Source organism: Pseudomonas sp. MYb327 (assembly GCF_040438925.1).
Lineage (GTDB): Bacteria > Pseudomonadota > Gammaproteobacteria > Pseudomonadales > Pseudomonadaceae > Aquipseudomonas.
This window is the reverse complement of record NZ_CP159258.1, coordinates 3,966,240-3,987,737: the sequence shown is the minus strand read 5'-3', so window position 1 is coordinate 3,987,737 and position 21,498 is coordinate 3,966,240. Positions and strand designations below refer to the sequence as shown.

19 protein-coding genes are annotated in these 21,498 nt (G+C 59.6%); 10 read left to right on the top strand and 9 right to left on the bottom strand.

Annotated elements, in window-relative coordinates:
* The first annotated feature begins 212 nt into the window (after window positions 1–212).
* From adk to ABVN21_RS18000, 6 genes are all read left to right on the top strand, one after another.
* The gene (gene adk / locus ABVN21_RS18025; protein ID WP_339554390.1) at window positions 213–860 is read left to right on the top strand and encodes an adenylate kinase; all 648 of its coding nucleotides are present in this window, start codon (window positions 213–215) and stop codon (window positions 858–860) included.
* 94 nt (window positions 861–954) lie between these two features.
* Complete coding sequence (tsaB, locus tag ABVN21_RS18020; RefSeq protein WP_339554391.1) at window positions 955–1,629, top strand: tRNA (adenosine(37)-N6)-threonylcarbamoyltransferase complex dimerization subunit type 1 TsaB; 675 nt, start codon at window positions 955–957, stop codon at window positions 1,627–1,629.
* A 182-nt stretch (window positions 1,630–1,811) separates the two neighbouring features.
* Window positions 1,812–2,117 (top strand): hypothetical protein, encoded by a 306-nt coding sequence (locus ABVN21_RS18015; RefSeq protein WP_339554392.1) that lies wholly within the window; start codon window positions 1,812–1,814, stop codon window positions 2,115–2,117.
* Window positions 2,117–2,977, top strand: a complete 861-nt coding sequence (locus tag ABVN21_RS18010; protein WP_339554393.1) for a DUF72 domain-containing protein — start codon at window positions 2,117–2,119, stop codon at window positions 2,975–2,977. Before ABVN21_RS18015 ends, ABVN21_RS18010 begins: the two co-directional genes overlap by 1 nt.
* Before the next feature lie 33 nt (window positions 2,978–3,010).
* Window positions 3,011–3,832 (top strand): isocitrate lyase/phosphoenolpyruvate mutase family protein, encoded by an 822-nt coding sequence (locus ABVN21_RS18005; protein ID WP_339554394.1) that lies wholly within the window; start codon window positions 3,011–3,013, stop codon window positions 3,830–3,832.
* A 2-nt stretch (window positions 3,833–3,834) separates the two neighbouring features.
* Window positions 3,835–4,530: an extensin family protein gene (locus ABVN21_RS18000; protein ID WP_339554395.1), complete on the top strand. Its 696-nt coding sequence runs from the start codon at window positions 3,835–3,837 to the stop codon at window positions 4,528–4,530.
* A gap of 15 nt (window positions 4,531–4,545) precedes the next feature.
* On the opposite strand, the gene ABVN21_RS17995 is transcribed toward ABVN21_RS18000, so the two are convergent.
* Entirely contained in the window at window positions 4,546–5,166 is a 621-nt protein-coding gene (locus tag ABVN21_RS17995; protein ID WP_339554396.1) for an energy transducer TonB, read from the bottom strand.
* 96 nt (window positions 5,167–5,262) lie between these two features.
* Between ABVN21_RS17995 and ABVN21_RS17990 the strand changes: the two genes are divergently transcribed.
* Window positions 5,263–6,042, top strand: a complete 780-nt coding sequence (locus tag ABVN21_RS17990) for a class I SAM-dependent methyltransferase (protein ID WP_339554455.1) — start codon at window positions 5,263–5,265, stop codon at window positions 6,040–6,042.
* A 137-nt stretch (window positions 6,043–6,179) separates the two neighbouring features.
* Here ABVN21_RS17990 and ABVN21_RS17985 read toward each other — a convergent pair whose 3' ends face one another.
* Window positions 6,180–6,818 (bottom strand): TetR/AcrR family transcriptional regulator, encoded by a 639-nt coding sequence (locus tag ABVN21_RS17985; protein ID WP_339554397.1) that lies wholly within the window; start codon window positions 6,816–6,818, stop codon window positions 6,180–6,182.
* A 93-nt stretch (window positions 6,819–6,911) separates the two neighbouring features.
* On the opposite strand from ABVN21_RS17985, the gene ABVN21_RS17980 reads away from it, so the two are divergent.
* Complete coding sequence (locus ABVN21_RS17980; protein WP_339554398.1) at window positions 6,912–8,012, top strand: efflux RND transporter periplasmic adaptor subunit; 1,101 nt, start codon at window positions 6,912–6,914, stop codon at window positions 8,010–8,012.
* 6 nt (window positions 8,013–8,018) lie between these two features.
* Window positions 8,019–11,084 (top strand): efflux RND transporter permease subunit, encoded by a 3,066-nt coding sequence (locus ABVN21_RS17975; protein ID WP_339554399.1) that lies wholly within the window; start codon window positions 8,019–8,021, stop codon window positions 11,082–11,084.
* 600 nt (window positions 11,085–11,684) lie between these two features.
* Here the strand turns inward: ABVN21_RS17975 and ABVN21_RS17970 are convergent.
* From ABVN21_RS17970 to plsB, 3 genes are all read right to left on the bottom strand, one after another.
* Complete coding sequence (locus ABVN21_RS17970; RefSeq protein ID WP_339554400.1) at window positions 11,685–12,374, bottom strand: DUF4197 domain-containing protein; 690 nt, start codon at window positions 12,372–12,374, stop codon at window positions 11,685–11,687.
* A gap of 142 nt (window positions 12,375–12,516) precedes the next feature.
* On the bottom strand, window positions 12,517–13,104 hold the full coding sequence (locus tag ABVN21_RS17965) for a hypothetical protein (RefSeq protein WP_339554401.1): 588 nt from the start codon (window positions 13,102–13,104) through the stop codon (window positions 12,517–12,519).
* A gap of 88 nt (window positions 13,105–13,192) precedes the next feature.
* On the bottom strand, window positions 13,193–15,700 hold the full coding sequence (gene plsB, locus ABVN21_RS17960; RefSeq protein WP_339554402.1) for a glycerol-3-phosphate 1-O-acyltransferase PlsB: 2,508 nt from the start codon (window positions 15,698–15,700) through the stop codon (window positions 13,193–13,195).
* A 235-nt stretch (window positions 15,701–15,935) separates the two neighbouring features.
* On the opposite strand from plsB, the gene ABVN21_RS17955 reads away from it, so the two are divergent.
* Entirely contained in the window at window positions 15,936–16,145 is a 210-nt protein-coding gene (locus ABVN21_RS17955) for a cold-shock protein (RefSeq protein WP_017336686.1), read from the top strand.
* A 106-nt stretch (window positions 16,146–16,251) separates the two neighbouring features.
* Here ABVN21_RS17955 and ABVN21_RS17950 read toward each other — a convergent pair whose 3' ends face one another.
* The 4 genes from ABVN21_RS17950 to ABVN21_RS17935 form a co-directional block, all read right to left on the bottom strand.
* Complete coding sequence (locus ABVN21_RS17950; RefSeq protein ID WP_339554403.1) at window positions 16,252–16,629, bottom strand: hypothetical protein; 378 nt, start codon at window positions 16,627–16,629, stop codon at window positions 16,252–16,254.
* Window positions 16,630–16,709: 80 nt separating this feature from the next.
* The gene (locus ABVN21_RS17945) at window positions 16,710–17,519 is read right to left on the bottom strand and encodes a putative RNA methyltransferase (RefSeq protein WP_339554404.1); all 810 of its coding nucleotides are present in this window, start codon (window positions 17,517–17,519) and stop codon (window positions 16,710–16,712) included.
* The gene (gene dapE, locus ABVN21_RS17940) at window positions 17,519–18,670 is read right to left on the bottom strand and encodes a succinyl-diaminopimelate desuccinylase (protein ID WP_339554405.1); all 1,152 of its coding nucleotides are present in this window, start codon (window positions 18,668–18,670) and stop codon (window positions 17,519–17,521) included. The genes ABVN21_RS17945 and dapE overlap by 1 nt, the downstream gene beginning before the upstream one ends.
* 220 nt (window positions 18,671–18,890) lie before the next feature.
* A complete protein-coding gene (locus ABVN21_RS17935) occupies window positions 18,891–21,482 on the bottom strand; it encodes a glycosyltransferase (RefSeq protein ID WP_339554406.1) in 2,592 nt (863 codons plus the stop codon).
* Window positions 21,483–21,498: the final 16 nt, after the last annotated feature.

Below are 21,498 nucleotides of genomic sequence, written 5' to 3'. Positions count from 1 at the left end.
CGACAGTTAATGATGGGGTTGCGACTAGGGGAACCGCGCCGAATGGACACAAGAGGCGGCGGTTTCTCCGACTTTTGGCGGCTTGTGTGGGCGCAGCCTGCTGTGTATCTTGATCAGCCTTTGGCCGTTTGGGCGGTCACGACCCTTTTTTGAGATTGGCCCCACGAGGCGAATCTGACGTTATCTATATAAAAAATTTGAGGAGCACATCGATGCGCGTCATTCTGCTGGGAGCTCCCGGGGCCGGTAAAGGTACTCAGGCAAAGTTCATCACTGAAAAATTCGGCATTCCGCAAATCTCCACCGGCGACATGCTGCGTGCTGCGGTCAAGGCCGGCACCGAGCTGGGCATCAAAGCCAAGAGCATCATGGATGCCGGCGGCCTGGTCTCCGATGACCTGATCATCGCACTGGTCAAGGACCGCATCGCTCAGTCCGACTGCGCCAACGGTTTCCTGTTCGACGGTTTCCCGCGCACCATTCCTCAGGCTGAAGCGCTGGTGACTGCCGGCGTCGAGCTGGACGCAGTGGTTGAAATCGCCGTTGAAGACGAAGAGATCGTGCAGCGTATCGCCGGTCGCCGTGTCCACGAGGCCAGCGGCCGCGTGTACCACATCGTCTACAACCCGCCGAAAGTAGCCGGCAAAGACGACATCACCGGTGAAGAGCTGGTACAGCGCAAGGACGACACTGAAGAAACCGTGCGTCATCGCCTGTCTGTCTACCATTCGCAGACCAAACCGCTGGTGGCTTTCTACCAGAATCTGTCGGCTGCCAATGGCAAGCCGAAGTACAGCCATATCGAAGGCGTTGGTTCGGTAGAAGCGATTACCGCCAAGGTACTCGCAGCGCTGAGCTGAAAAGTCTGATCCGCTGCATCATCCACGGCCCGCTTGCGGGCCGTAGTTGTTTATACTGACGCACTTTTTTCTGACCTCTCTTGTGGATACATCGATGAGCACCTTGCTGGCCCTGGACACCGCGACTGAAGCTTGCTCCGTTGCCTTGCTGCATGACGGCAAAGTCACGAGCCATTACGAGGTGATCCCGCGCCTGCATGCGCAGAAGCTGCTGCCGATGATCCAGCAGTTGCTGGCCGATGCAGGCACTACCTTGCAGGCGATCGATGCCATCGCGTTCGGTCGTGGGCCGGGTGCGTTTACCGGTGTGCGGATTGCCATCGGCGTGGTGCAAGGGTTGGCGTTTGCTTTGGATCGCCCGGTGTTGCCGGTGTCGAACCTGGCTGTATTGGCGCAACGCGCCCTACGCGAACATGGCGCCAGCCAGGTCGCGGCCGCCATCGATGCGCGGATGGACGAGGTGTATTGGGGCTGCTACCGCGAAACGGCGGGGGAGATGCGACTGGTCGGTGCGGAAGCCGTGTTACCACCCGAAGTCGCGGCGTTGCCGGCCGATGCCAGTGGCGAATGGTTCGGCGCGGGCACCGGTTGGGGATACGCCGAGCGCATCGGCGTCAGCCTGATCGGGAATGACGCTGGCATGTTGCCCCATGCCGAAGATTTGCTGACCTTGGCGCGGTTTGCCTGGGAGCGCGGCGAAGCAATCGTGGCCGATGATGCGCAGCCGGTTTACCTGCGCGATAAAGTGGCGACACCCAAGGCGCGTTAATCAGGTATTTGTGGCGAGGGAGCTTGCTGCCTCGCCACCCAGTGTTCTGACTCAGCCAATCGTCGTTTTCTAACCGCAGCTTTTAAACCTTTTCGCTTTTATGTGTTCTAGTTATCACTCGGCGGTTTGCGAAGTGGGTTATGTGCCACTAGACTGCCATCACTGATACCGAGCATGCACATATGCGTATAGACGGCCTTTCCTCTCAGTCCTACCCCATCAAGCGCAAGCCTCGCAAAGGCCGAGTGGCGGAAGATGAATTCGTCGATATCGAAGGCGAGCTGGAATTTCCGTCCGAAGAGCAACTGGCTGCCCGAGCTGCCAGAGCCTCTGCGCAAAAACTGAGCAATCTCCCCGTGCGCCAGCAGGACCTGATTTACCACCGTGCCATGAGCAAAAGCGTGGCGATGGCCCTGGCCAGCTACCTGAGCACCGCCGGTTTCGTTGATCTGGATGCGCAAGTGCTGGGTCTCGACCTGTACATCTGATGTTATTGCCGTACTACCTCGGCTGCCCGTCCTGGAGTGAAAGCGCCTGGCGCGAGTATCTGTATCCGCCAGACGCCAAGCCTGCGGAATTCCTTAATCTTTATTCTCAAATATTCAATGCAGTGGAAGGCAATACGACCTTCTACGCGAGCCCGGCTGCCACCACGGTGCAGCGTTGGGCCGAAAGCATGCCTGAGCATTTTCGCTTCACCGCCAAATTCCCCGGCGACATCAGCCACGGCGGTGACCTGCGCGAACAACTGACCGCCGCCGAAACTTTCACCCAATTACTCAGCCCCCTCGGTGAGCGGGTGTCGCCGCTGTGGCTACAGTTGTCGAAAAGCTTCACCCCACAACGATTGCCCGAGCTGGCCGGTTTCATTGATGCCCTCGACCGGCCCTTGGCGGTGGAAGTGCGGCACGGCGATTTCTTCGCCAAGGGTGACAGCGAGCGGATGCTCAATCGGTTGCTGCTCGATCGTGGAGTCGAGCGCATCTGTCTCGATCCGCGCGCGTTGTTCAGTTGCACGTCCACCGACCCTTCGGTGCTCCACGCCCAATCAAAGAAGCCCAGGGTCCCGACGCGTCCGGCGGCGTTCACCCAGTTTCCGCAGATACGCTTCATCGGTCATCCGCAACTTGAAGCCAACGACCCGTTTCTGTTGCCGTGGGTAGAAAAAATAGCCCTGTGGATCGAGGAAGGCCGCACGCCTTATATCTTCCTGCACACCGCCGACAACCTGCTGGCGGCGAAACTGGCGCAGCGCTTCCACGCCAGGTTGATGCTGCGTTTGCCTGGCTTGCCGGCGCTGCCTGAGCTATACAGAGAGCCCGCCGCCGAGCAACTTGGCCTGCTCTGAAGCGGATTCGTTCGCCTTTCCAGGAGCCTGCCAATGGACGCGCAAACCCTTAGAGCCCAAGCCTTCAAAGCCCTGCACGAACGCGATGGCGCCTTTGTGATTCCCAACCCGTGGGATGCCGGTTCGGCAAAAATGCTCGCCAGCCTGGGCTTCGAGGCGCTGGCGACCACCAGCGCCGGGTATGCTTTTTCCAAGGCGCGTCCCGATGGCGGTCTGAGTCTGGACGACACGCTGATGAACGTTCAGGCGATCGTCGCGGCCAGCGATTTGCCGGTGGCGGTCGATCTGGAAAACGGTTTCGCCGACAACCCGGCCGATTGCGCGAAGAGTATTTTGCGCGCGGCGGAAGTGGGTGCCGTTGGCGGTTCGATCGAAGACTTTACCGGCCGTGAAGAAGGTCCGATCTACTGCTTCGACCACGCCGTAGCGCGTATCGAGGCCGCGGTTTCCGCCGCGCGCAGCCTGCCATTTCCCTTCACGCTGACGGCCCGGGCCGAGAACTTCCTGCATGGCAATCCGGACCTGGCCGATACCATTCGCCGCTTGCAGGCGTTCGCCGAGGCTGGTGCCGACGTGCTGTACGCGCCGGGTTTGCGCAGCGCTGAAGATGTGCTGGCGGTGGTGCGCGCCGTGGCGCCGAAACCGGTCAACGTGTTGATGTCCGGCGGCTTGAAGTTGACGGTCGAGCAGCTCAGTGAAATGGGCGTCAAGCGCATCAGTGTCGGCTCGGCATTGGCTCTGGCGGCCTATGGCGAGTTTTTCCGTGCCGCTGAAGAGATCCAGAAATCCGGCACGTTCGCCTTCACCTCGCGTTCCATGCCATACGCGCAGGCCAATCAATTGTTCAAAGGCTGACGATGCGGTTTCGTTGGGGGCTGCTGCTGGTGCTGTTAATCATTGCCGCAGCAGGAGCGAGCATCTGGCGCGGCTGGATCACACTGCCGCCGCAGTGGAATCCCTGGGCACCGCTGGACGTGAAGGCTGCGCCGAACCTGCTGACCCGTTACAAACTGATGCGCCTGCGCGACGATCCGCAGCTGTGTGAACAGGCCTTGAGCAGCTCCGGATTGCGCGTATCTCTTCAGGCCGACAGCCCGGACGCGAAATGCCCGCTGACCGACGCCTTGCGTGTTCAGGGCGGCGACGTAGCCTTGAGCAGCAGCTTCCTCGCCAGTTGCCGTTTGGCCGTGTCATTTGCCCTGTTCGAGCGTCACGCCCTGCAACCTGCCGCGCAGGCAGTGTACGGGCAAGCGGTCACGCGGGTGGATCACCTTGGCAGCTTTGCCTGTCGCAATGTCTATGGGCGCGAGAATGGCCGGCGCAGTCAGCATGCGTCGGCCAATGCATTGGATATTGCCGGTTTTCGATTGGCTGACGGACGAGCCATCAGCGTGCTCAAGGATTGGCCGAAAGATAATCAGGACGCACAGTTTTTAAGGCAGGTCCGCGATGGAGCCTGTGGTCTGTTTAGTGTGGTCTTGAGCCCGGATTACAACGCGGCTCATCGAAATCACTTTCACGTGGATGTCGGGCCGTGGTGGCTTTGTCGTTGAAGCGGTCGCTGAGGATCAGGCGGCCAGGCGCAGGTTCTGCAGAATGATCGGGCGCGCCCAGCCGTTATCGAAATCGAACTGTTTCTGTTGCTCGATCAGCTCTTCGGGCGAGAACGGCGGGAACGGTTTGTCCAGCAGATCGAGTTCGAATTCGGCGATCGGCAAGTGCAGCGGACGCGGTTGCGGTGCCGGGCCGGCTTCTGGCAGTGGCTGGCCTGCGGTCAACACGATGGGACGTACCCAGCCGCTTTCGAAGTCTTGCTGTTTCTGCTGAGCGACGATTTCTTCCGCCGGGAACGGTGGGAAAGGTTTGTCGGCCAGGTCCATTTCGAACTCGGCAATCGGCAGGAACAACGGCTCGGGTGGCCGCACTTCGTTGTCCTTCACCTCGCATTCGCGCTGGGAAACGATGTGCGCCAGCAGGTCGCTGCCCACGGTGGGTTCGACCGGGCTGTCGAGATCGACGGGTGGAAAGTTGAGAGATTCAGGGAGCACTTCACCCGACTGATCGGCCAGCGCACGGGCAAAGAAATCCTGCCAGATGTGACTGACGCCGCTCAATGCCTGGGTGTTTCGCAGGTTGTAATTGCCGTAAGGCGAGATAAAACCTGTGATTGTGGGTTGAATGTCTGACATTTCTCTCGGTCGACGCTCAGCTCTGGCAAAATGCTCGATAGTTTTGTTATCGGCCGTTTTTGCCGATCATTAATTTTTTGAGTGTGTTTTCCGATGATTGAGCAACCGGCGGCGTGCCGCATCCATGTCGAGGCCTTGGGCGCGACCTTTCAGCTACAGGCCGAGCACTGGGCCGAGCGCCTGGGCTTGCCGTTGCAGCGGGATGACGGTGAGTTCGCGTTGCAGGTGGGCGAGCAGGGTTTGCAGCTGCAACAGCTGGGCCCGGATGCACCGGGGCCGGTGCGGGTGGACTTCGTCGAGGGCGGCGCAGCGCACCGGCGGTTGTACGGCGGTGGCAGCGGGCAGATGATCGCCAAGGCTGTCGGCATCGCCCAAGGCGTGCGTCCGCGTGTGCTGGATGCCACGGCCGGGCTAGGCAAGGACGCGTTCGTGCTGGCCAGCCTGGGTTGCGAGATGAGCCTGATCGAACGTCAGCCATTGATTGGTGCCTTGCTTGAAGATGGCTTGGCCCGTGGCGCTGAAGACTTCGACGTGGCGCCGATCGTGGCGCGCATGCGCTTGCTCAAGGGCAACTCAATCGACGTAATGCGAAACTGGGAGGGCGAGCCGCCGCAGGTGATCTACCTCGACCCAATGTTTCCGCACCGTGAAAAAACCGCGTTGGTAAAAAAGGAAATGCGCCTGTTCCGGCCGCTGGTGGGCGATGATCCGGATGCGCCAGCATTGCTCGAAGCGGCATTGGCGCTGGCCAGCCATCGGGTCGTGGTCAAACGCCCGCGCAAGGCGCCTTGCATCGAAGGGCCGAAGCCGAGTCATGCGCTGGATGGCAAATCCAGTCGGTATGACATTTATCCAAAGAAAGCGTTGAAGCCCTGAGACCGAGTCGCCTTCATCGCTGGCAAGCCAGCTCCTACAGGTTTTGTGTCGGTCCGGGGGTTATTGAACACCTCGAACCCTGTAGGAGCTGGCTTGCCAGCGATAGCGCCAGCCCAGACACAGCAAGCCTGCCAGGCTCACTCCGGCCGATAAGCCCGCATAAACAACCCCACCACTTCCTGCACATGGCTCTCGGCGGCCTCGTCGTCCAACGGCTCGCCACAGCCAAAGAGCAGCCGGAAGTTCGCCGCGCCCTTGAGCAGGCAGAAGAAGTGTTCTGCTGCATTGCGCGGTTTGTCGATGCTCAGTACGCCGCATTCATTGACCTTGCTCAGCAAGCGTTCCATACCGTCCAGCATGCGCTGAGGCCCGGCCTCGAAGAAGATCAGTGAGAGCTTCGGGTCCTGACTGCCCAAGGCCATGATCAAACGGTGCAGGTTCAGCGATTCGTCACTGTTGATCAGATGATGAAAGCCGCGCGCAATGTTCAACAGTACGGTTTCCACCGCAACACCTTCCGGCAGTTCAAAGAACAGCGGCGGCAGTTGCTCCTCGCACTTGGCCACCACGGCGGCGGAGAACAGCGTCTCCTTGTCGTTGAAATGGCTGTAGACGGTCAGCTTCGACACACCGGCCTCGGCCGCCACGGCGTCCATGCTGGTGTTGGCATAACCCTTACTCAGAAACAGCGTTTTCGCCGCGTCGAGGATCGCCTGGCGCTTGGCCAGATCCTTGGGACGGCCAGGGCCGTTGGGTGATGAAAGATTGTTCGGCATATGCACTTTTATTACTGGACTGGTGAGTTTGCTATTAATACCATACTGGTCAGTATAATTATTCCAAGCACCATTAGCGAAAGGTCGTTCACCATGTTCCGCTATGCCTTGCCCCTCGCGTTGCCAGTCAGTCTGGCGTTTTTGTTGACGGCGTGTGGTCACGAAGAGGCGCCTCAAGTCAGCATTCGACCGGCCATGGTGGTTCAGCCAGAGCCCTCGGCCCAAGCGACCGAGAGCTATCCCGGTGAAGTCCGCGCCCGTTACGAGCCAGACCTGGCGTTCCGCATCGGCGGCAAAGTCAGCCGACGACTGGTCGACGAGGGACAGCGGGTCAAGGCCGATCAACCCCTGGCCGAGCTCGATCCGCAAGACGTGCGCCTGCAACTAGAGGCCACCCGCGCCCAGGTCGCGGCCGCCGAGGCTAACCTGAACATGGTGCGTGCCGAGCGTGATCGCTACAAAACGCTGATGGAACGTCAGTTGGTCAGTCGCTCGCAATACGACAATCACGAAAACCTTTACCGTTCCGGTGAAGCGCGCCTCAAACAAATCAAAGCCGAATTCAACGTTTCGACCAATCAGGCCAGTTACGCGGTATTGCGTGCGCCGCAGGATGGCGTGGTTGCCAAGCGCTCGGTGGAAGTCGGGCAAGTGGTCGCGGCCGGGCAAACGGTGTTTACCCTGGCCACCGATGGCGAGCGCGAAGTGTTGATCAGCTTGCCGGAGCAGAGCTTCGGCCGTTTCAAGGTCGGTCAGCCGGTGTCTGTGGAACTCTGGACACAACCGGATCAACGCTTCGCCGGGCGCATCCGTGAGCTGTCGCCTGCGGCTGATCCTAAGTCCCGCACCTTCGCCGCCCGCATTGCGTTCACCGGTGGCAAGGTTCCGGCGGAACTCGGCCAGAGCGCTCGGGTGTTCGTGCAGACGGCCGATGCGGTGCCGTTGTCGGTGCCGCTCTCCGCGCTCACGGCAGAGAACGGCGTGACTTACGTCTGGGTGGTGAGCGCCAACAACACCTTGAAGAAAACCCCGGTGCGGGTCGGCGCCTTCGGTGAGAAAACCGTACCGGTGCTTGAAGGCCTCAACGCTAGCGACTGGGTGGTAGCCGCTGGCGTGCATGTGCTTCTCGATGGGCAATCCGTGCGCCCGGTGGATCGCTCCAACCGCGTGGTCAATCTGGCGGACAAGGAGTAATCCCCGATGGGCTTCAATCTTTCCGAATGGGCGTTGCGTAATCGCCAGATCGTACTGTTCCTGATGCTGTTGCTGGCCATAGTCGGTGCACTTTCCTACACCAAACTCGGCCAAAGCGAAGACCCGCCGTTTACCTTCAAAGCCATGGTGATCCGCACCAACTGGCCGGGGGCGACGGCGCAGGAAGTGTCGCGCCAAGTTACCGAACGCATTGAAAAGAAGTTGATGGAAACCGGCGAGTACGAACGCATCGTGTCGTTCTCCCGTCCCGGCGAATCCCAGGTGACGTTCATCGCCCGCGATTCCATGCACTCGGTGGAAATCCCTGAGCTCTGGTATCAGGTGCGCAAGAAGGTCAGCGACATCCGCCACACCTTGCCGCCGGGTATTCAGGGGCCGTTCTTCAACGATGAATTCGGCACCACGTTCGGCAACATCTACGCCCTGACCGGCGATGGTTTCGACTACGCAGTGCTCAAGGATTACGCCGACCGCATCCAGATCCAGCTGCAACGGGTGAAGGATGTGGGCAAGGTCGAACTGCTCGGGTTGCAGGACGAAAAGATCTGGATCGAACTCTCCAACGTTAAACTCGCTACCCTTGGCTTGCCCCTGGCAGCGGTGCAGCAAGCGCTGGAAGAACAGAACGCGGTGTCCACCGCCGGCTTCTTCGAAACCAGCAGCGAGCGATTGCAGCTACGGGTCTCAGGGAATTTTCAGACAGTCGATGAGATAAAAAACTTTCCGATACGAGTCGGCGATCGCACGTTCCGTATCTCCGACGTGGCAGATGTGCGTCGTGGTTTCAACGATCCTCCGGCACCGCGCATGCGCTTCATGGCCGAGAACGCCATCGGCCTGGCGGTCGCCATGAAGGACGGTGGCGACATTCTGGTGCTGGGCAAGGCGCTGGAAGTCGAATTCGCCCGCATCCAGAACAACCTCCCGGCCGGCATGCAGTTGCGCAAGGTGTCTGATCAACCGGCGGCAGTGAAAACCGGCGTCGGCGAGTTCGTTCAGGTACTGGTGGAAGCGTTGGCGATTGTGCTGCTGGTGAGCTTTTTCTCGCTCGGCATGCGCACCGGCATGGTGGTCGCCCTGGCGATTCCACTGGTGTTGGCCATGACTTTTGCCTGCATGTACTACCTCGGCATCGGTTTGCACAAGATTTCCCTCGGCGCGCTGGTGCTGGCGCTGGGCTTGCTGGTGGACGACGCGATCATCGCCGTGGAAATGATGGCAATCAAAATGGAGCAGGGTTTCGACCGGATCAAGGCTGCGAGCTACGCCTGGACCAGTACCGCATTCCCGATGCTCACCGGTACGCTGATCACCGCCGCCGGCTTCCTGCCGATCGCCACCGCGCAATCGGGCACGGGCGAATACACCCGCTCGATCTTTCAGGTCGTGACCATCGCGCTGTTGGCGTCCTGGGTGGCCGCCGTGGTGTTTGTACCGTACCTCGGGGAAAAACTCCTGCCGGACCTGGCGAAAATTCACGCAGCCAAACACGGTGCGGGCCAGCCTGATCCTTACGGCACGCCGTTCTATCAGCGCGTCCGGCGCCTGGTGGAGTGGTGTGTTCGCTGGCGTAAAACCGTGATCACGGCGACGGTGGTGCTGTTCATTGCGTCCATCGTGCTGTTCCGTTTTGTGCCGCAGCAGTTTTTCCCGGCATCGGGGCGACTGGAGTTGATGGTCGACCTGAAACTGGCCGAAGGCGCGTCCCTGAGCAATACCGCCGAAGAGGTGAAACGCCTCGAAGCGTTGCTCAAGGACAAAGCCGGGATCGACAATTACGTGGCCTACGTCGGCACTGGTTCGCCGCGCTTTTACCTACCGCTGGATCAGCAATTGCCTGCGCCGAGTTTCGCCCAGTTTGTCGTCCTGGCGAAAACCATCGAGGAGCGCGAAAGCCTGCGCACCTGGTTGATCGCAACCCTCAATGAACATTTTCCGGCCCTGCGCTCGCGGGTTACGCGTCTGGAAAACGGTCCGCCGGTTGGCTATCCGGTGCAGTTCCGGGTGACCGGGGAACACATCGAGGAAGTCCGGGCGCTGGCACGCAAAGTCGCGGCCAAGGTTCGTGAAAACCCGCACGTGGTCAACGTTCACCTGGACTGGGAAGAACCAAGCAAAGTCGTCTATCTCAATGTCGATCAGGACCGCGCCCGTGCGCTGGGCGTCAGCACGTCGAACCTGTCGAAATTCCTGCAGAGTTCGCTTACCGGTTCCAGCGTCAGCCAGTACCGCGAAGACAACGAGTTGATCGAAATCCTGCTGCGCGGCACCTTGCATGAACGTACCGAACTGTCGTTGCTGCCAAGCCTGGCGGTGCCGACCGACAACGGGCGCAGCGTGGCCCTGTCGCAGATCGCGACGCTGGAATACGGCTTTGAAGAAGGCGTGATCTGGCATCGTAATCGCCTGCCCAACGTGACGGTGCGTGCCGACATTTACGGCAAGGAACAACCGGCGACTCTGGTGCAGCAGATCATGCCGACGCTTGATCCAATCCGCGCTGAACTGCCGGACGGATACTTGCTGGATGTCGGCGGCACCGTCGAAGACTCGGCGCGCGGGCAGAACTCGGTGAAGGCTGGTGTGCCGCTGTTCATTGTCGTGGTGCTGACGCTGCTGATGCTGCAACTGCGCAGTTTCTCGCGTACGGCGATGGTGTTTCTGACGGCGCCCTTGGGGTTGATCGGGGTGACGTTGTTCCTGATGGTGTTCCGCCAGCCGTTTGGTTTTGTCGCGATGCTCGGGACCATCGCGCTGTCGGGGATGATCATGCGCAACTCGGTGATTCTGGTGGATCAGATCGAGCAGGATATTGCGGCCGGTTTGAAGCCTTGGCAGGCGATTATCGAGGCGACGGTGCGGCGGTTCCGGCCAATTGTGTTGACCGCGCTGGCCGCTGTTTTGGCGATGATTCCGCTGTCGCGCAGTGTGTTTTTCGGGCCGATGGCAGTGGCGATCATGGGGGGGTTGATCGTGGCGACGGCGTTGACGTTGCTGTTTTTGCCGGCGTTGTATGCGGCTTGGTTTCGGGTCAAGAAAGAGTCCGTTTAGCCCGTTTGGTCTTTTGAGCGTGGCGGCCTTCGGGCCGACCAGGCTCTTGATTGGTCGGTGTACATATCCGTTGCTGCGGTAACGGCGGCTTAGGGTTTCGCCCTTACGGCGACTCACTTTTTTTCAAACGCCAAAAAAAGTAAGCAAAAAAAGGCTCGCCCCGAGCGTCCGGCCCCTCGCTGAGGGATGAGTGGTGACGGGCGGAAAAGAGTACGCCGCATTGCTCTTGCTCTTCTGTAGGCGCTGGCTTGCCAGAGATAGCGGCCTGACAGTCACTTCAAGGTTGTCTGTCCGTCCGTCATCGCTGGCAAGCCAGCTCCTACAGGGGATTTGTATCGATCAAAATATGGCGAACACCACCAATCACTGTAGGAGCTGGCTTGCCAGCGATAGCGGCTTTCCAGGCAACCAGTCACTCACGAATGCACCCGATCCACTGTAGGAGCTGGCTTGCCAGCGATAGCGGTCTGGTAGCCAACAAAGTTTCACGAACGTCCCCAATCCCTGTGGAGCGAGCCTGCTCGCGATGGCGGTGCTCATCCATCAGTGATACTGAATGTGATGACCCCATCGAGGGCAAACCCAATCCGTCACTAACGCTTAGAGCGTGCCAAAGACTTTCTTGGCCAGACTGGTCGCCGCCGCCGCCGGGTTCTTACGCAGGGTCTCTTCCTGTTTTCCGATCATCTCGAACAGGCCGTTCAGCGCCTGCTCGGTAACGTAGTTTTCAACATTGGCATTCTTCGCATCGACCACGCCCAGGGTGGCGGCTTGCCCGGCGAACGAGTTGTATTGCTTGGCCAGGCCAACCTGGTCGGTGGCCTGCTTGACGATTGGCAGGAACTTGGCGCGGATCTGCTCGCGGCTGGTTTTGTTCAGGTACTGCGTGGCCGAATCGTTGCCGCCGCTGAGAATGCCCTTGGCGTCGTCCACGGACATTTTTTTCACAGCATCCACGAGGATCGGCTGGGCCTGGGTGACGGCGGTTTCCGCCGCTTTGTTCATGCTGGTTTCCAGCTGGTCGACCTGGTCACCCATGCCGAACTGTTTCATTTTGCTGGCGACCTTACCCAGTTTGCCCGGCAGTTCGATTTTCACGTCGGGGTTATTGCTGAAGCCACCCGGTGCACCGAGTTGTTTCACAGCCAGTTGTGCGCCTTGGGTCAGCGCGTCCTTGAGACCGCCAGTGGCATCTTTTTGCGAGAGGTCGTTGAGGGACAGCGCCAGGGCGCTGGCGGAGATCATCAAACCTGCGCACAGGCCGGCGAAACGGAGGGTAGGGCGGAACATGCTGGCTTCCTTGTTCGAAAGGCGAATTTATCGTGTGGCGTCGACACGAAATTTCAGGATTTGCGGGTCGCTGCCACCGGCGACAATCTAACGGTTTTTTGCGGTTATTTCGCGCTGTGGTTTTTGAAAGAGGTATTCAGGATTAACCAAGCGGTTTTAAAACAACGGATTCCGGATAAATCTCGATTGAATTGCGGTACTCATTTTCGGTGGCCGTCAAGGTGTAACGCTTGCCAGGAACAACCGCGTCGGGATCGTATTCCAGGTAAAACGCCTCTGCCAATTGTTCACTGATGTGGACTTTCGTCAGTTGCATCCCCGCATTGTCGTGCTCATGGGCGGCAATAGTTACCGCCTCTTCGGGTTTAACCACTTGAGGCCCTTGTGCTTGTATGTAAAGTCGGCCCACTGGGCTCAAGTTCAGGGTCTGGCGATGGGGCATACGATGGACAATGACGAAGTGATCCAGGTCAATCAGCAGTGGCACGCCCTTATGGGACATGCTGACGTTCACGCGGTATTTGACGCTTACACCGGTGTAGTTGTGTGAGAAATAAAAGTTCCAGCGTCCGCTGCGCAGTATCGGCTCTTTGTAGTGTGCGACTTGTACAGGGTTGGAAGAGTTCGCAGTTTGTACGCTTATATACGTTTCACCTTCGCCGTCATTGGGGAGAAGTAAGTCGTCAGGCAAACTGAGCGTAAGCGTTACGTATTGATCTATTAAGGTCATCGCGATATCCGTATCGGCAACTAAATGAAGTGGGCTATTAATCCACAACTGAGTAGCGATAAGAACATCCTTGTTCTTACAGTCATTGTCAGGAAGTTACAGTTGGATTCGAAAGAGCCTGATCCGCCGCATCTTCACTGCGATGCAACGCCACCTGACGGATCGACAGGCGAATCTCCGCCGGCAGCACGCGTTTGGCCGCACCTTCCGCTAATTCACCGAGCAGTTCGTGATAGCTCAGCTTGCCGGCTTCATCACGCTTGAGCACGTCGAGGTCGAGCATCGTCTGGATGAAGTGGCGGAACAGGCTCTTGTCGAAGAACTCCGGAGCGTTCAGGCCGTGCAGGATCGACAGGCGCTGGGCCATCACCGTGCACAGGTCTTCCAGTTCTTCAGCGCTGATGCTGTTCTGGCCGCTGTTGAGCAGCAGGGAAACGGTCATATAGAAGCGTTGCAGAGTTTGGGCGATGCTTTTTGACAGCAGCGTCAGCAGCACGAAATGCCGTGAACTCGGTGCCGGACGCAGGTAAACGTCGTTCTCGAAGCGCAGCAGACCTTGCTCGACAAACGCTTCCAGCCATTGATCGATCACCCCGTCCAGTTCATCCAGCGACCAGCGAATGAACAGCTCCGATTGCAGGTACGGGTACAGCGCTCGGGTATAGCGCAGGATCTGTTCGCGGCTCATGCGCGAGGCGCTCTGGAAGAAACTCGCCAGTAACGCTGGTAGCGCGAAAATGTGCAGCACGTTGTTGCGGTAGTAGGTCATCAGGACGGCGTTTTGCTCGTCCAGGTACAGAATCTTGCCCAGGGCGTCGCTCTGCTCGGACAGCAAGTCCATGTCCTTCACATGCTCGATCAGGGCCCGGCCATCACCCTCCGGCAACGTGGTGTGCGGCGAGTACGGCACTTTGCGCAACAGCGCCAGATATAGGTCAAGCACGCGCGCCATGGCGCGATCGTCCAACGCCAAACGGCTGGTGGACAGCAGCGCTAACGCCACCAGATTGACCGGGTTGATCGCCGCCGCTTCGTTCAAGTGCTGTGCGACTTTTTCGCCGAGGCGGTTGGTGGTTTCGTTGAGCCAGGCCGGTTTGAACTGCGGGCCAAGTTCCTGTTTGCGCCAGTCCGGCTGTTCGTTGTCGAGGAATTCCGCCAGTTTGATCGGCTTGCCGAAGTTCACCGCCACCTGACCGAAGCGCTGCTTAAGTGCGCCGATGACTTTGAAAATGTCGAAGATCGATTCTTTTTTCTTGGTGGCGCCCCGCAGTTCGCCAAGGTAAGTACGGCCTTCAAGTACGCGCTCATAACCGATGTACACCGGCACAAACACGATCGGCATGCGCGAGGAGCGCAGGAAGCTGCGCAGGGTGATCGCCAGCATCCCGGTTTTCGGTTGCAGCATGCGCCCGGTACGCGAGCGGCCGCCCTCGACGAAGTACTCCACCGGGAAGCCCTTGGTGAACAGGGTGTGCAGGTATTCGTTGAACACCGAGGTGTAGAGCGGGTTGCCCTTGAAGGTGCGGCGCATGAAGAATGCGCCGCCACGACGCAGCAGGCTGCCGATCACCGGCATGTTGAGGTTAATCCCGGCGGCGATGTGTGGCGGGGTCAAACCGTTGCGGAACAGCAGATATGAAAGCAGCAGGTAGTCGATGTGGCTGCGATGGCACGGCACGTAGATGACTTCGTGACCTTGGGCGACCTTCTGCACGCCTTCGATGTGGTTGACCTTGATGCCGTCGTAGATCTTGTTCCAGAACCAGCTCAGCACCACTTCAAGGAAGCGGATCGCGGTGTAGGTGTAGTCCGAGGCGATTTCGTTGCCGTAGCGCAGGGCCTGGGCCTTGGCTTTCTCCGGGGAGATATTCTCGCGCTCGGCTTCGTCGAGGATCGCTTGCTTGACCAATGGCTGGTTGATCAGGCCCTTGACCAGGTTACGACGGTGGGAAATGTCCGGGCCGATGACGGCGGCTTTCAGGTTGCGGAAGTGCACCCGCAGGATGCGCTGGGCCATGCGTACGGTGCGCTCGTGGCCCTTGTTGTGGTCGATCAGCTCGCGCAGGTGGATCGGCGCGGAGAATTGCACGCGGGTCTTGCGTCCCAGCACGATGATGCTGAGCAAGCGGCGCAGGCGCCCGGTCACCGCCCAGCTATCAGCGAACAGGAGTTTCCATGGGCTGTTTTCGCTGTCCGGCGACTGACCCCAGAACACGCTGACGGGAATGATCTGCGCATCTTCGGCGGCGTTTTGGCTCAGGGCGCTGACCAGGCGGGTCAGGGTAGGCGGGGCGCCGCGCTTGTCCTGCCGACCGAGCCAATCGGGGTCCGGGGTCAGGTAAAAGAATGCGGCCGGTTCCAACAGGTTGCCCACAGAGACCGGCAGCACCGGGCGTGGCAAACCAGCCTTGGTGCATTCGGTGTCGACCACGGCGAGGTCGGTCAGCGAGGGGTTTTGCAGGACGTAGAACACCGGACGACTGCGGTCGAGGTTGAGGGTGAACGACGACTGGTTGATCGTCTCCGAGCGAACCCAGAGGTACAACAGTCGGCGCAGGGTGCCAAACACAAGACGGCGGAACGGGGAACGGGTCATACGGCTTCTGCATGAGTGAGTAAACCGAGCGTTTGCTCGGGGAGGTCGACAGTGTGCCGGATTCGCTAAAAATCGGCAAAAAAGCGCGTAAGTAAACTCCGTTTGAGAGTTTTAGCGCCTGACATATACTCGGCGAGCCCGCACTGGCCAGACAGTGGCACTTAACGGTGCAAGCAATGTTCCCGAGGCTTTCCTGCGAAAAGCCCGATCAATAATAAAAAAGGAGTATGAACAGATGGCAACACGCGAAACCGGCAACGTGAAGTGGTTCAACGACGCCAAGGGCTACGGTTTTATTCAGCGCGCGGACGGGGTGGATGTGTTCGTGCACTACCGCGCGATTCGCGGTGAGGGGCATCGCTCGCTGACGGAAGGCCAGCAGGTTGAATATGCTGTGGTAACGGGAGAGAAGGGTTTGCAGGCCGAAGACGTCGTCGGTTTGTAAGCAAGCCTTGTAGGAGCTGGCTTGCCAGCGATGGCGCAGTGTCAGGCAGACCGCGTCGTCATGATCGCCAGCAAGCCGGCTCCTACAGGTTTAGATTGCTTTCGGGTTATGCGGTCTTCCAGGTGATTTCTTCCTCACCATCGGCACTGACGCGAATCCAGCGATCAGCCGTTTCTTCACCTTCTTCCTCGACCCAGCTCCCCGGTGCGCAACGCACTTCGACGTTCAACGCAGCAAACGCAGCGCGAGCGCAGGCGATGTCGTCTTCCCACGGCGTCTGGTCACTTTCCAGGTACAGGCTGTTCCACTTTCCTACGGCTTTCGGCAGCCAGGTCACTGGCACGTTGCCAGCCTTGCACTTGTAGGTCTGGCCTTTCTGGACCCATTCGGTGCATGGGCCCAATGCCGTGCCAAGCCAGGCGGAAATGGCCTTGTGGTCGACGTCGGCGTCTTTCAGGTAAATCTCGATATCGGGTTGGCGCATGGATGTCCTCACTGCGTGTCTGAAAAATCCATTCGCGGATTTAGCCGGCCTTGGGGCATTGCCCAAGGCCAAAATTGAAATTATTGAAGAACGAAATAATCGTAGCGCATCGAGACGGTGACCTCGAACGGCTCTGCCTGTTCGATAACGGCTGCCCGACGTTCAGCGCTGGCGCGCCAGCCGTGGGGGGTCATGGCCAACAAGTTCGCCCGATCCTGACCACTTTCCAGTGTCAGTTTGAAGGTCAGGGTTTCGCTGTGTTGCAGCGCCATGCCGTCAGGCACCAGGTCCAGATGCTTGTCGTCAATGTACTCGCGGACTTCATCGTACAAACGCTCGCGCAATTCCATCAGGTGGCCGCTGGTCGGTCCGACTTTCATCAGGCCGCCGCCAGGACTGAGCAGGCGTTTGGCTTCTTCCCAATCCAACGGGCTGAAGACGCTGGCCAGAAACTGGCAACTGCCCGAGGCCAATGGCACACGGGCCATGCTGGCGATCAACCAGGTCAACCGAGGGTCACGTTTGCAGGCGCGTTTGACCGCTTCCCGGGAAATGTCCAGGGCGTAGCCATCGGCCTCCGGCAAGGCATCGGCGATTTGCGCGGTGTAGTAACCCTCGCCACAACCGATGTCGAGCCAGCGTTGCGGCGCATAACTCGCTGCCAACTCAGCCAGACGCTTGGCCACTGGTGCGTAGTGCCCGGCGTTCAAGAAGTCGCGACGGGCTTCGACCATTGCCTGGTTATCGCCAGGGTCACGGCTGTTCTTGTGCTGCACCGGCAACAGGTTCAGGTAACCCTGGCGCGCACGGTCGAAGCGATGCCCGGCGGGGCACGCCACGCCATTGTCCACCGCGTTCAGCGGTTCGCTGCAGATCGGGCAAGCCAGCATCAGGCGAGCAACTTGATCATGGTCTGATAGTAGATCTCGGTCAGCACATCGAGGTCAGCCGCCAGCACCCGTTCGTTGACCTGGTGGATGGTCGCGTTGACCGGCCCCAGCTCAACCACTTGCGTGCCCATGGTCGCGATGAAGCGCCCGTCGGAGGTGCCACCGCTGGTGGACGCCTTGGTCTCGCGGCCAGTGATGTCCTTGATGCTCGACGACACCGCGTCGAGCAGCGCGCCCGGCTCGGTGAGGAACGGCAGGCCGGACAAGGCCCAGTCGACGTGCCAGTCCAAGCCATGCTTGTCGAGGATGTCGGCGACGCGCTTTTGCAGGCCTTCGACGGTGGATTCGGTGGAGAAGCGGAAGTTGAATACGGCCACCAGATCACCGGGAATCACGTTGGTCGCGCCGGTGCCGGAGTTAACGTTGGAGATCTGGAAACTGGTCGGTGGGAAGAAATCGTTACCGTGATCCCAATGCTCGGCGGCCAGTTCGGCCAGTGCCGGGGCGGCGAGGTGGATCGGGTTTTTCGCCAGGTGCGGATAGGCCACGTGGCCTTGCACACCGCGAACGGTCAGTTTGGCGCCGAGGGAGCCGCGACGGCCGTTCTTGACCACGTCACCCACCAGGGTGGTGCTCGACGGTTCGCCGACGATGCACCAGTCCAGACGTTCCTTGCGTGCGGCCAGACGCTCAACCACAGCCTTGGTGCCGTGGTGCGCCGGGCCTTCTTCGTCGCTGGTGATCAGGAACGCGACCTTGCCCTTGTGGTCCGGGTAGTCGGCGACAAAACGCTCCGCGGCCACGGTCATCGACGCGAGACTGCCTTTCATGTCCGCCGCGCCACGGCCGCAGAGCATGCCGTGCTCATCGATCACGGCGTTGAACGGGTCGATCTGCCAGGCGGTGACCGGGCCGGTCGGCACCACGTCGGTATGACCGGCGAAGCACAGCACCGGGCCGTCGTGTTTACCGTGGGTGGCCCAGAAGTTATCCACGTCTTCGATGCGCATGGGCTCAAGCGCAAAACCGGCATCGCCCAAGCGCTGCATCATCTGCTTCTGGCAATCGGCGTCGACCGGCGTCACGGACGGACGGCGGATCAGGTCGATGGCGAGTTGAAGGGTCGGCGAAAGGTCGGCTTGGGCCGTCATGGAAAACTCCGGAGATCATGAATGTGGGCGCGGACTAAATGTGGGAGCCAGCCTGCTGGCGATGGCGGTGTGGCAGTCAACATAAACGGTGATTGTTACATTGCCATCGCCAGCAGGCTGGCTCCCACAGGGATGGATATCACGCCAAGCCCCGCAAAATGGCGGTTATCTTAAAGCAAAACGGCGACCATTGGCCGCCGTTTAGTGCATCGGTAACGATTTAGACCGCTGGTGCCGTTTCCGTCTCGACCGACGGTTTCGGCAGCGACGACAGGAACGCCATGATCAGTGCCGCCAGATACGGCAGCGACTGCACCAGCAACATGGTCACCCAGAAACGCATGTCGTTGCTCGGCAAGCCGTTCACTAGGAAGATTCCCAGCGCCGCACTCCACAGCAGCAACATGATGAACACTTCTTCGCGTGCCTCCGAAATCGCCACCCAGAAGCCGTGGTTATCGGCGTTCTTTGGTGTACGGAAAAACGGAATGCTGCTGGTGAAGAAACCGTACAGCACCGCTTTGGCGATGGTGTGCGACAACGCCAGCCCGGCCAGTGCGGCGCAGAACGCGTCTTTCAGATTCACACCGACCGCTCGACGGTAGAGGAAGATGATCTTGCCGACCTTGAACACGAACAGCGCCAACGGCGGAATCGCGAAAATCAACAACGGCGGATCGACCCGCTGCGGCACGATGATCATCGCCGCCGACCACAACAATGCGCCGACGGTGAAGAAGATGTTCATGCCGTCCGCCACCCACGGCAACCAGCCCGCGAGGAAGTGGTAGCGCTGGCCACGGGTCAGTTCGGTGTCTTTGCCGCGCAGCAGGCTGCGGGTGTGACGCTTGATGATCTGAATCGCGCCATAGGCCCAGCGGAAGCGCTGTTTCTTGAAGTCGATAAAGGTATCGGGCATCAGGCCCTTGCCATAGCTGTCGTGGTAATACGCCGCCGACAGGCCTTTTTCGAATACCCGCAAGCCCAGTTCGGCGTCTTCACAGATGCACCAGTCGGCCCAGCCCAATTCTTCGAGCACCGAGCGGCGGGTCATGGTCATGGTGCCGTGCTGGATGATCGCGTCACGGTCGTTGCGGGTCACCATGCCGATGTGGAAGAAACCTTTGTATTCCGCGTAGCAGAGCTTCTTGAAGGTGCTTTCGTTCTGGTCGCGATAGTCCTGAGGCGATTGCACCACGGCGATTTTCGGGTCGGCGAAGTGCGGCACCATGTGCTTGAGCCAGTTCGGGTGCACGCAGTAATCGGAGTCGATCACCGCGATCACTTCGGCATCCTTGGCGGTGTGCGGAATCAGGTAATTCAGCGCGCCGCCCTTGAAGCCGGCCAGCGGCGCGACGTGGAAGAACTTGAAGCGCGGGCCGAGGGTTTCACAGTAATCGCGAACCGGTTCCCAGACGGCCGGGTCCTTGGTGTTGTTGTCGATGATCAGGACTTCGAAATCCGGATAGTCGAGGTTGGCCAGGGCATTGAGGGTCTGTTTGACCATCTCCGGCGGCTCGTTGTAACACGGCACATGGATCGACACTTTCGGGCGATAGCTCGAATCGCCAACCACCGGCAGGAATTCCCGGCGTCGCTTGTGAATCCACACCGCCTCGGCCAGTTCATGGGCCTCGGTCAGCAGCACGATGAAGACACCGAGTGCACCGAGGGCGAGCAAAAAGCCCACCGTCAGGCTGAACCAGGTGCTGTATTGCTGGCTGTAGTCATAACCGATCCACACCAGCACCGAACCGCACAGAAACGCAATAAAGGTCAGGAAGGTGCGACCGCGCTGGCGCAGGGCCGAGCCGTCGATCATCAGCAGGGTCAGCGACAACAGCGCCAGCACCACCGAACCGATGGCCAGCACGCGCCATTGCGGAATCGCTACCACCGGGCCTTCAAAATTGAATTTCTGCTGGCGCGCGGCGTTGAACACGCCCCAATAAGCGCCCACGGAACCTTCATCGCTGGCTTTCCATGGCTGGTCAAACGCTTCGATCACGAAGTAGTTGAAGCCCTGGCGGTTGAGTTTGTTGACCAGGGTGCGCAGGTAAATCGCCTGGTCTGCCGGTGACGCATCGGCGCCACCGCGCATGCGGCCGTTGCTCGGCCAGCCCACTTCGGACAGCAGCAGCGGTTTTTTCGGGAACATCTTTTTCAGGTCGCGGGCGCGGTCGAGGACGAACTGGCCGGCCTTGTCCATGGGAACGAATTCCCAGTACGGCAGGACGTGTGCCGCGATCAGGTCAACGTGCTTGGCCAGTTCCGGGTGTTCTTCCCAGACGTGCCACTGTTCGGACGTGGTGACCGGCACCTTCACCGCAGCACGGACCCGATCAAGGATCATGCTCAGTTCGGCGGCGCTGATTTCCTTGCGGAAGATTGCCTCGTTACCGACCACCACGCGAACCACGCTGCGCGAGGAATTGGCGATTTCGATGGCGCGGGTGATTTCCCGCTCGTTGCGTTCCTGGTCCGGGCTGATCCAGATCCCCAGCGTTACTCGCAGGCCGAACTCTTCCGCCAGTTTCGGGATGTTTTCCAGCGTGCCGTCGACCGAGTAAGTCCGGATGTTGTCCGTCAACTTGCTCATGATCTCCAGATCGCGCCGCATCTGATCGTCAGTCGGATACTGTTCTTTCTGTGGGAATTGGCCTTGCTGGAACGGCGAATACGAGAAGCCGGAGATTTGTTCAGGCCAGTTGGGAGCGGTGACCGGGCGATTGATCAGCGCCCAGAAGCCGGTAAACAAGGCAGCGATGGCAAGCACCACCACCAGGTTGAGTCCAAATTTACGCGATGACATAGCTATTTCGGGTTCC

Bases quoted from the DNA above. Each gene is read 5' to 3' on its own strand.
- adk (WP_339554390.1), top strand. From the start codon at position 213: ATGCGCGTCATTCTGCTGGGAGCTCCCGGGGCCGGTAAAGGTACTCAG.
- tsaB (WP_339554391.1), top strand. From the start codon at position 955: ATGAGCACCTTGCTGGCCCTGGACACCGCGACTGAAGCTTGCTCCGTT.
- ABVN21_RS18015 (WP_339554392.1), top strand. From the start codon at position 1,812: ATGCGTATAGACGGCCTTTCCTCTCAGTCCTACCCCATCAAGCGCAAG.
- ABVN21_RS18010 (WP_339554393.1), top strand. From the start codon at position 2,117: ATGTTATTGCCGTACTACCTCGGCTGCCCGTCCTGGAGTGAAAGCGCC.
- ABVN21_RS18005 (WP_339554394.1), top strand. From the start codon at position 3,011: ATGGACGCGCAAACCCTTAGAGCCCAAGCCTTCAAAGCCCTGCACGAA.
- ABVN21_RS18000 (WP_339554395.1), top strand. From the start codon at position 3,835: ATGCGGTTTCGTTGGGGGCTGCTGCTGGTGCTGTTAATCATTGCCGCA.
- ABVN21_RS17995 (WP_339554396.1), bottom strand. From the start codon at position 5,166: ATGTCAGACATTCAACCCACAATCACAGGTTTTATCTCGCCTTACGGC.
- ABVN21_RS17985 (WP_339554397.1), bottom strand. From the start codon at position 6,818: ATGCCGAACAATCTTTCATCACCCAACGGCCCTGGCCGTCCCAAGGAT.
- ABVN21_RS17980 (WP_339554398.1), top strand. From the start codon at position 6,912: ATGTTCCGCTATGCCTTGCCCCTCGCGTTGCCAGTCAGTCTGGCGTTT.
- ABVN21_RS17975 (WP_339554399.1), top strand. From the start codon at position 8,019: ATGGGCTTCAATCTTTCCGAATGGGCGTTGCGTAATCGCCAGATCGTA.
- ABVN21_RS17970 (WP_339554400.1), bottom strand. From the start codon at position 12,374: ATGTTCCGCCCTACCCTCCGTTTCGCCGGCCTGTGCGCAGGTTTGATG.
- ABVN21_RS17965 (WP_339554401.1), bottom strand. From the start codon at position 13,104: ATGACCTTAATAGATCAATACGTAACGCTTACGCTCAGTTTGCCTGAC.
- plsB (WP_339554402.1), bottom strand. From the start codon at position 15,700: ATGACCCGTTCCCCGTTCCGCCGTCTTGTGTTTGGCACCCTGCGCCGA.
- ABVN21_RS17955 (WP_017336686.1), top strand. From the start codon at position 15,936: ATGGCAACACGCGAAACCGGCAACGTGAAGTGGTTCAACGACGCCAAG.
- ABVN21_RS17950 (WP_339554403.1), bottom strand. From the start codon at position 16,629: ATGCGCCAACCCGATATCGAGATTTACCTGAAAGACGCCGACGTCGAC.
- ABVN21_RS17945 (WP_339554404.1), bottom strand. From the start codon at position 17,519: ATGCTGGCTTGCCCGATCTGCAGCGAACCGCTGAACGCGGTGGACAAT.
- dapE (WP_339554405.1), bottom strand. From the start codon at position 18,670: ATGACGGCCCAAGCCGACCTTTCGCCGACCCTTCAACTCGCCATCGAC.
- ABVN21_RS17935 (WP_339554406.1), bottom strand. From the start codon at position 21,482: ATGTCATCGCGTAAATTTGGACTCAACCTGGTGGTGGTGCTTGCCATC.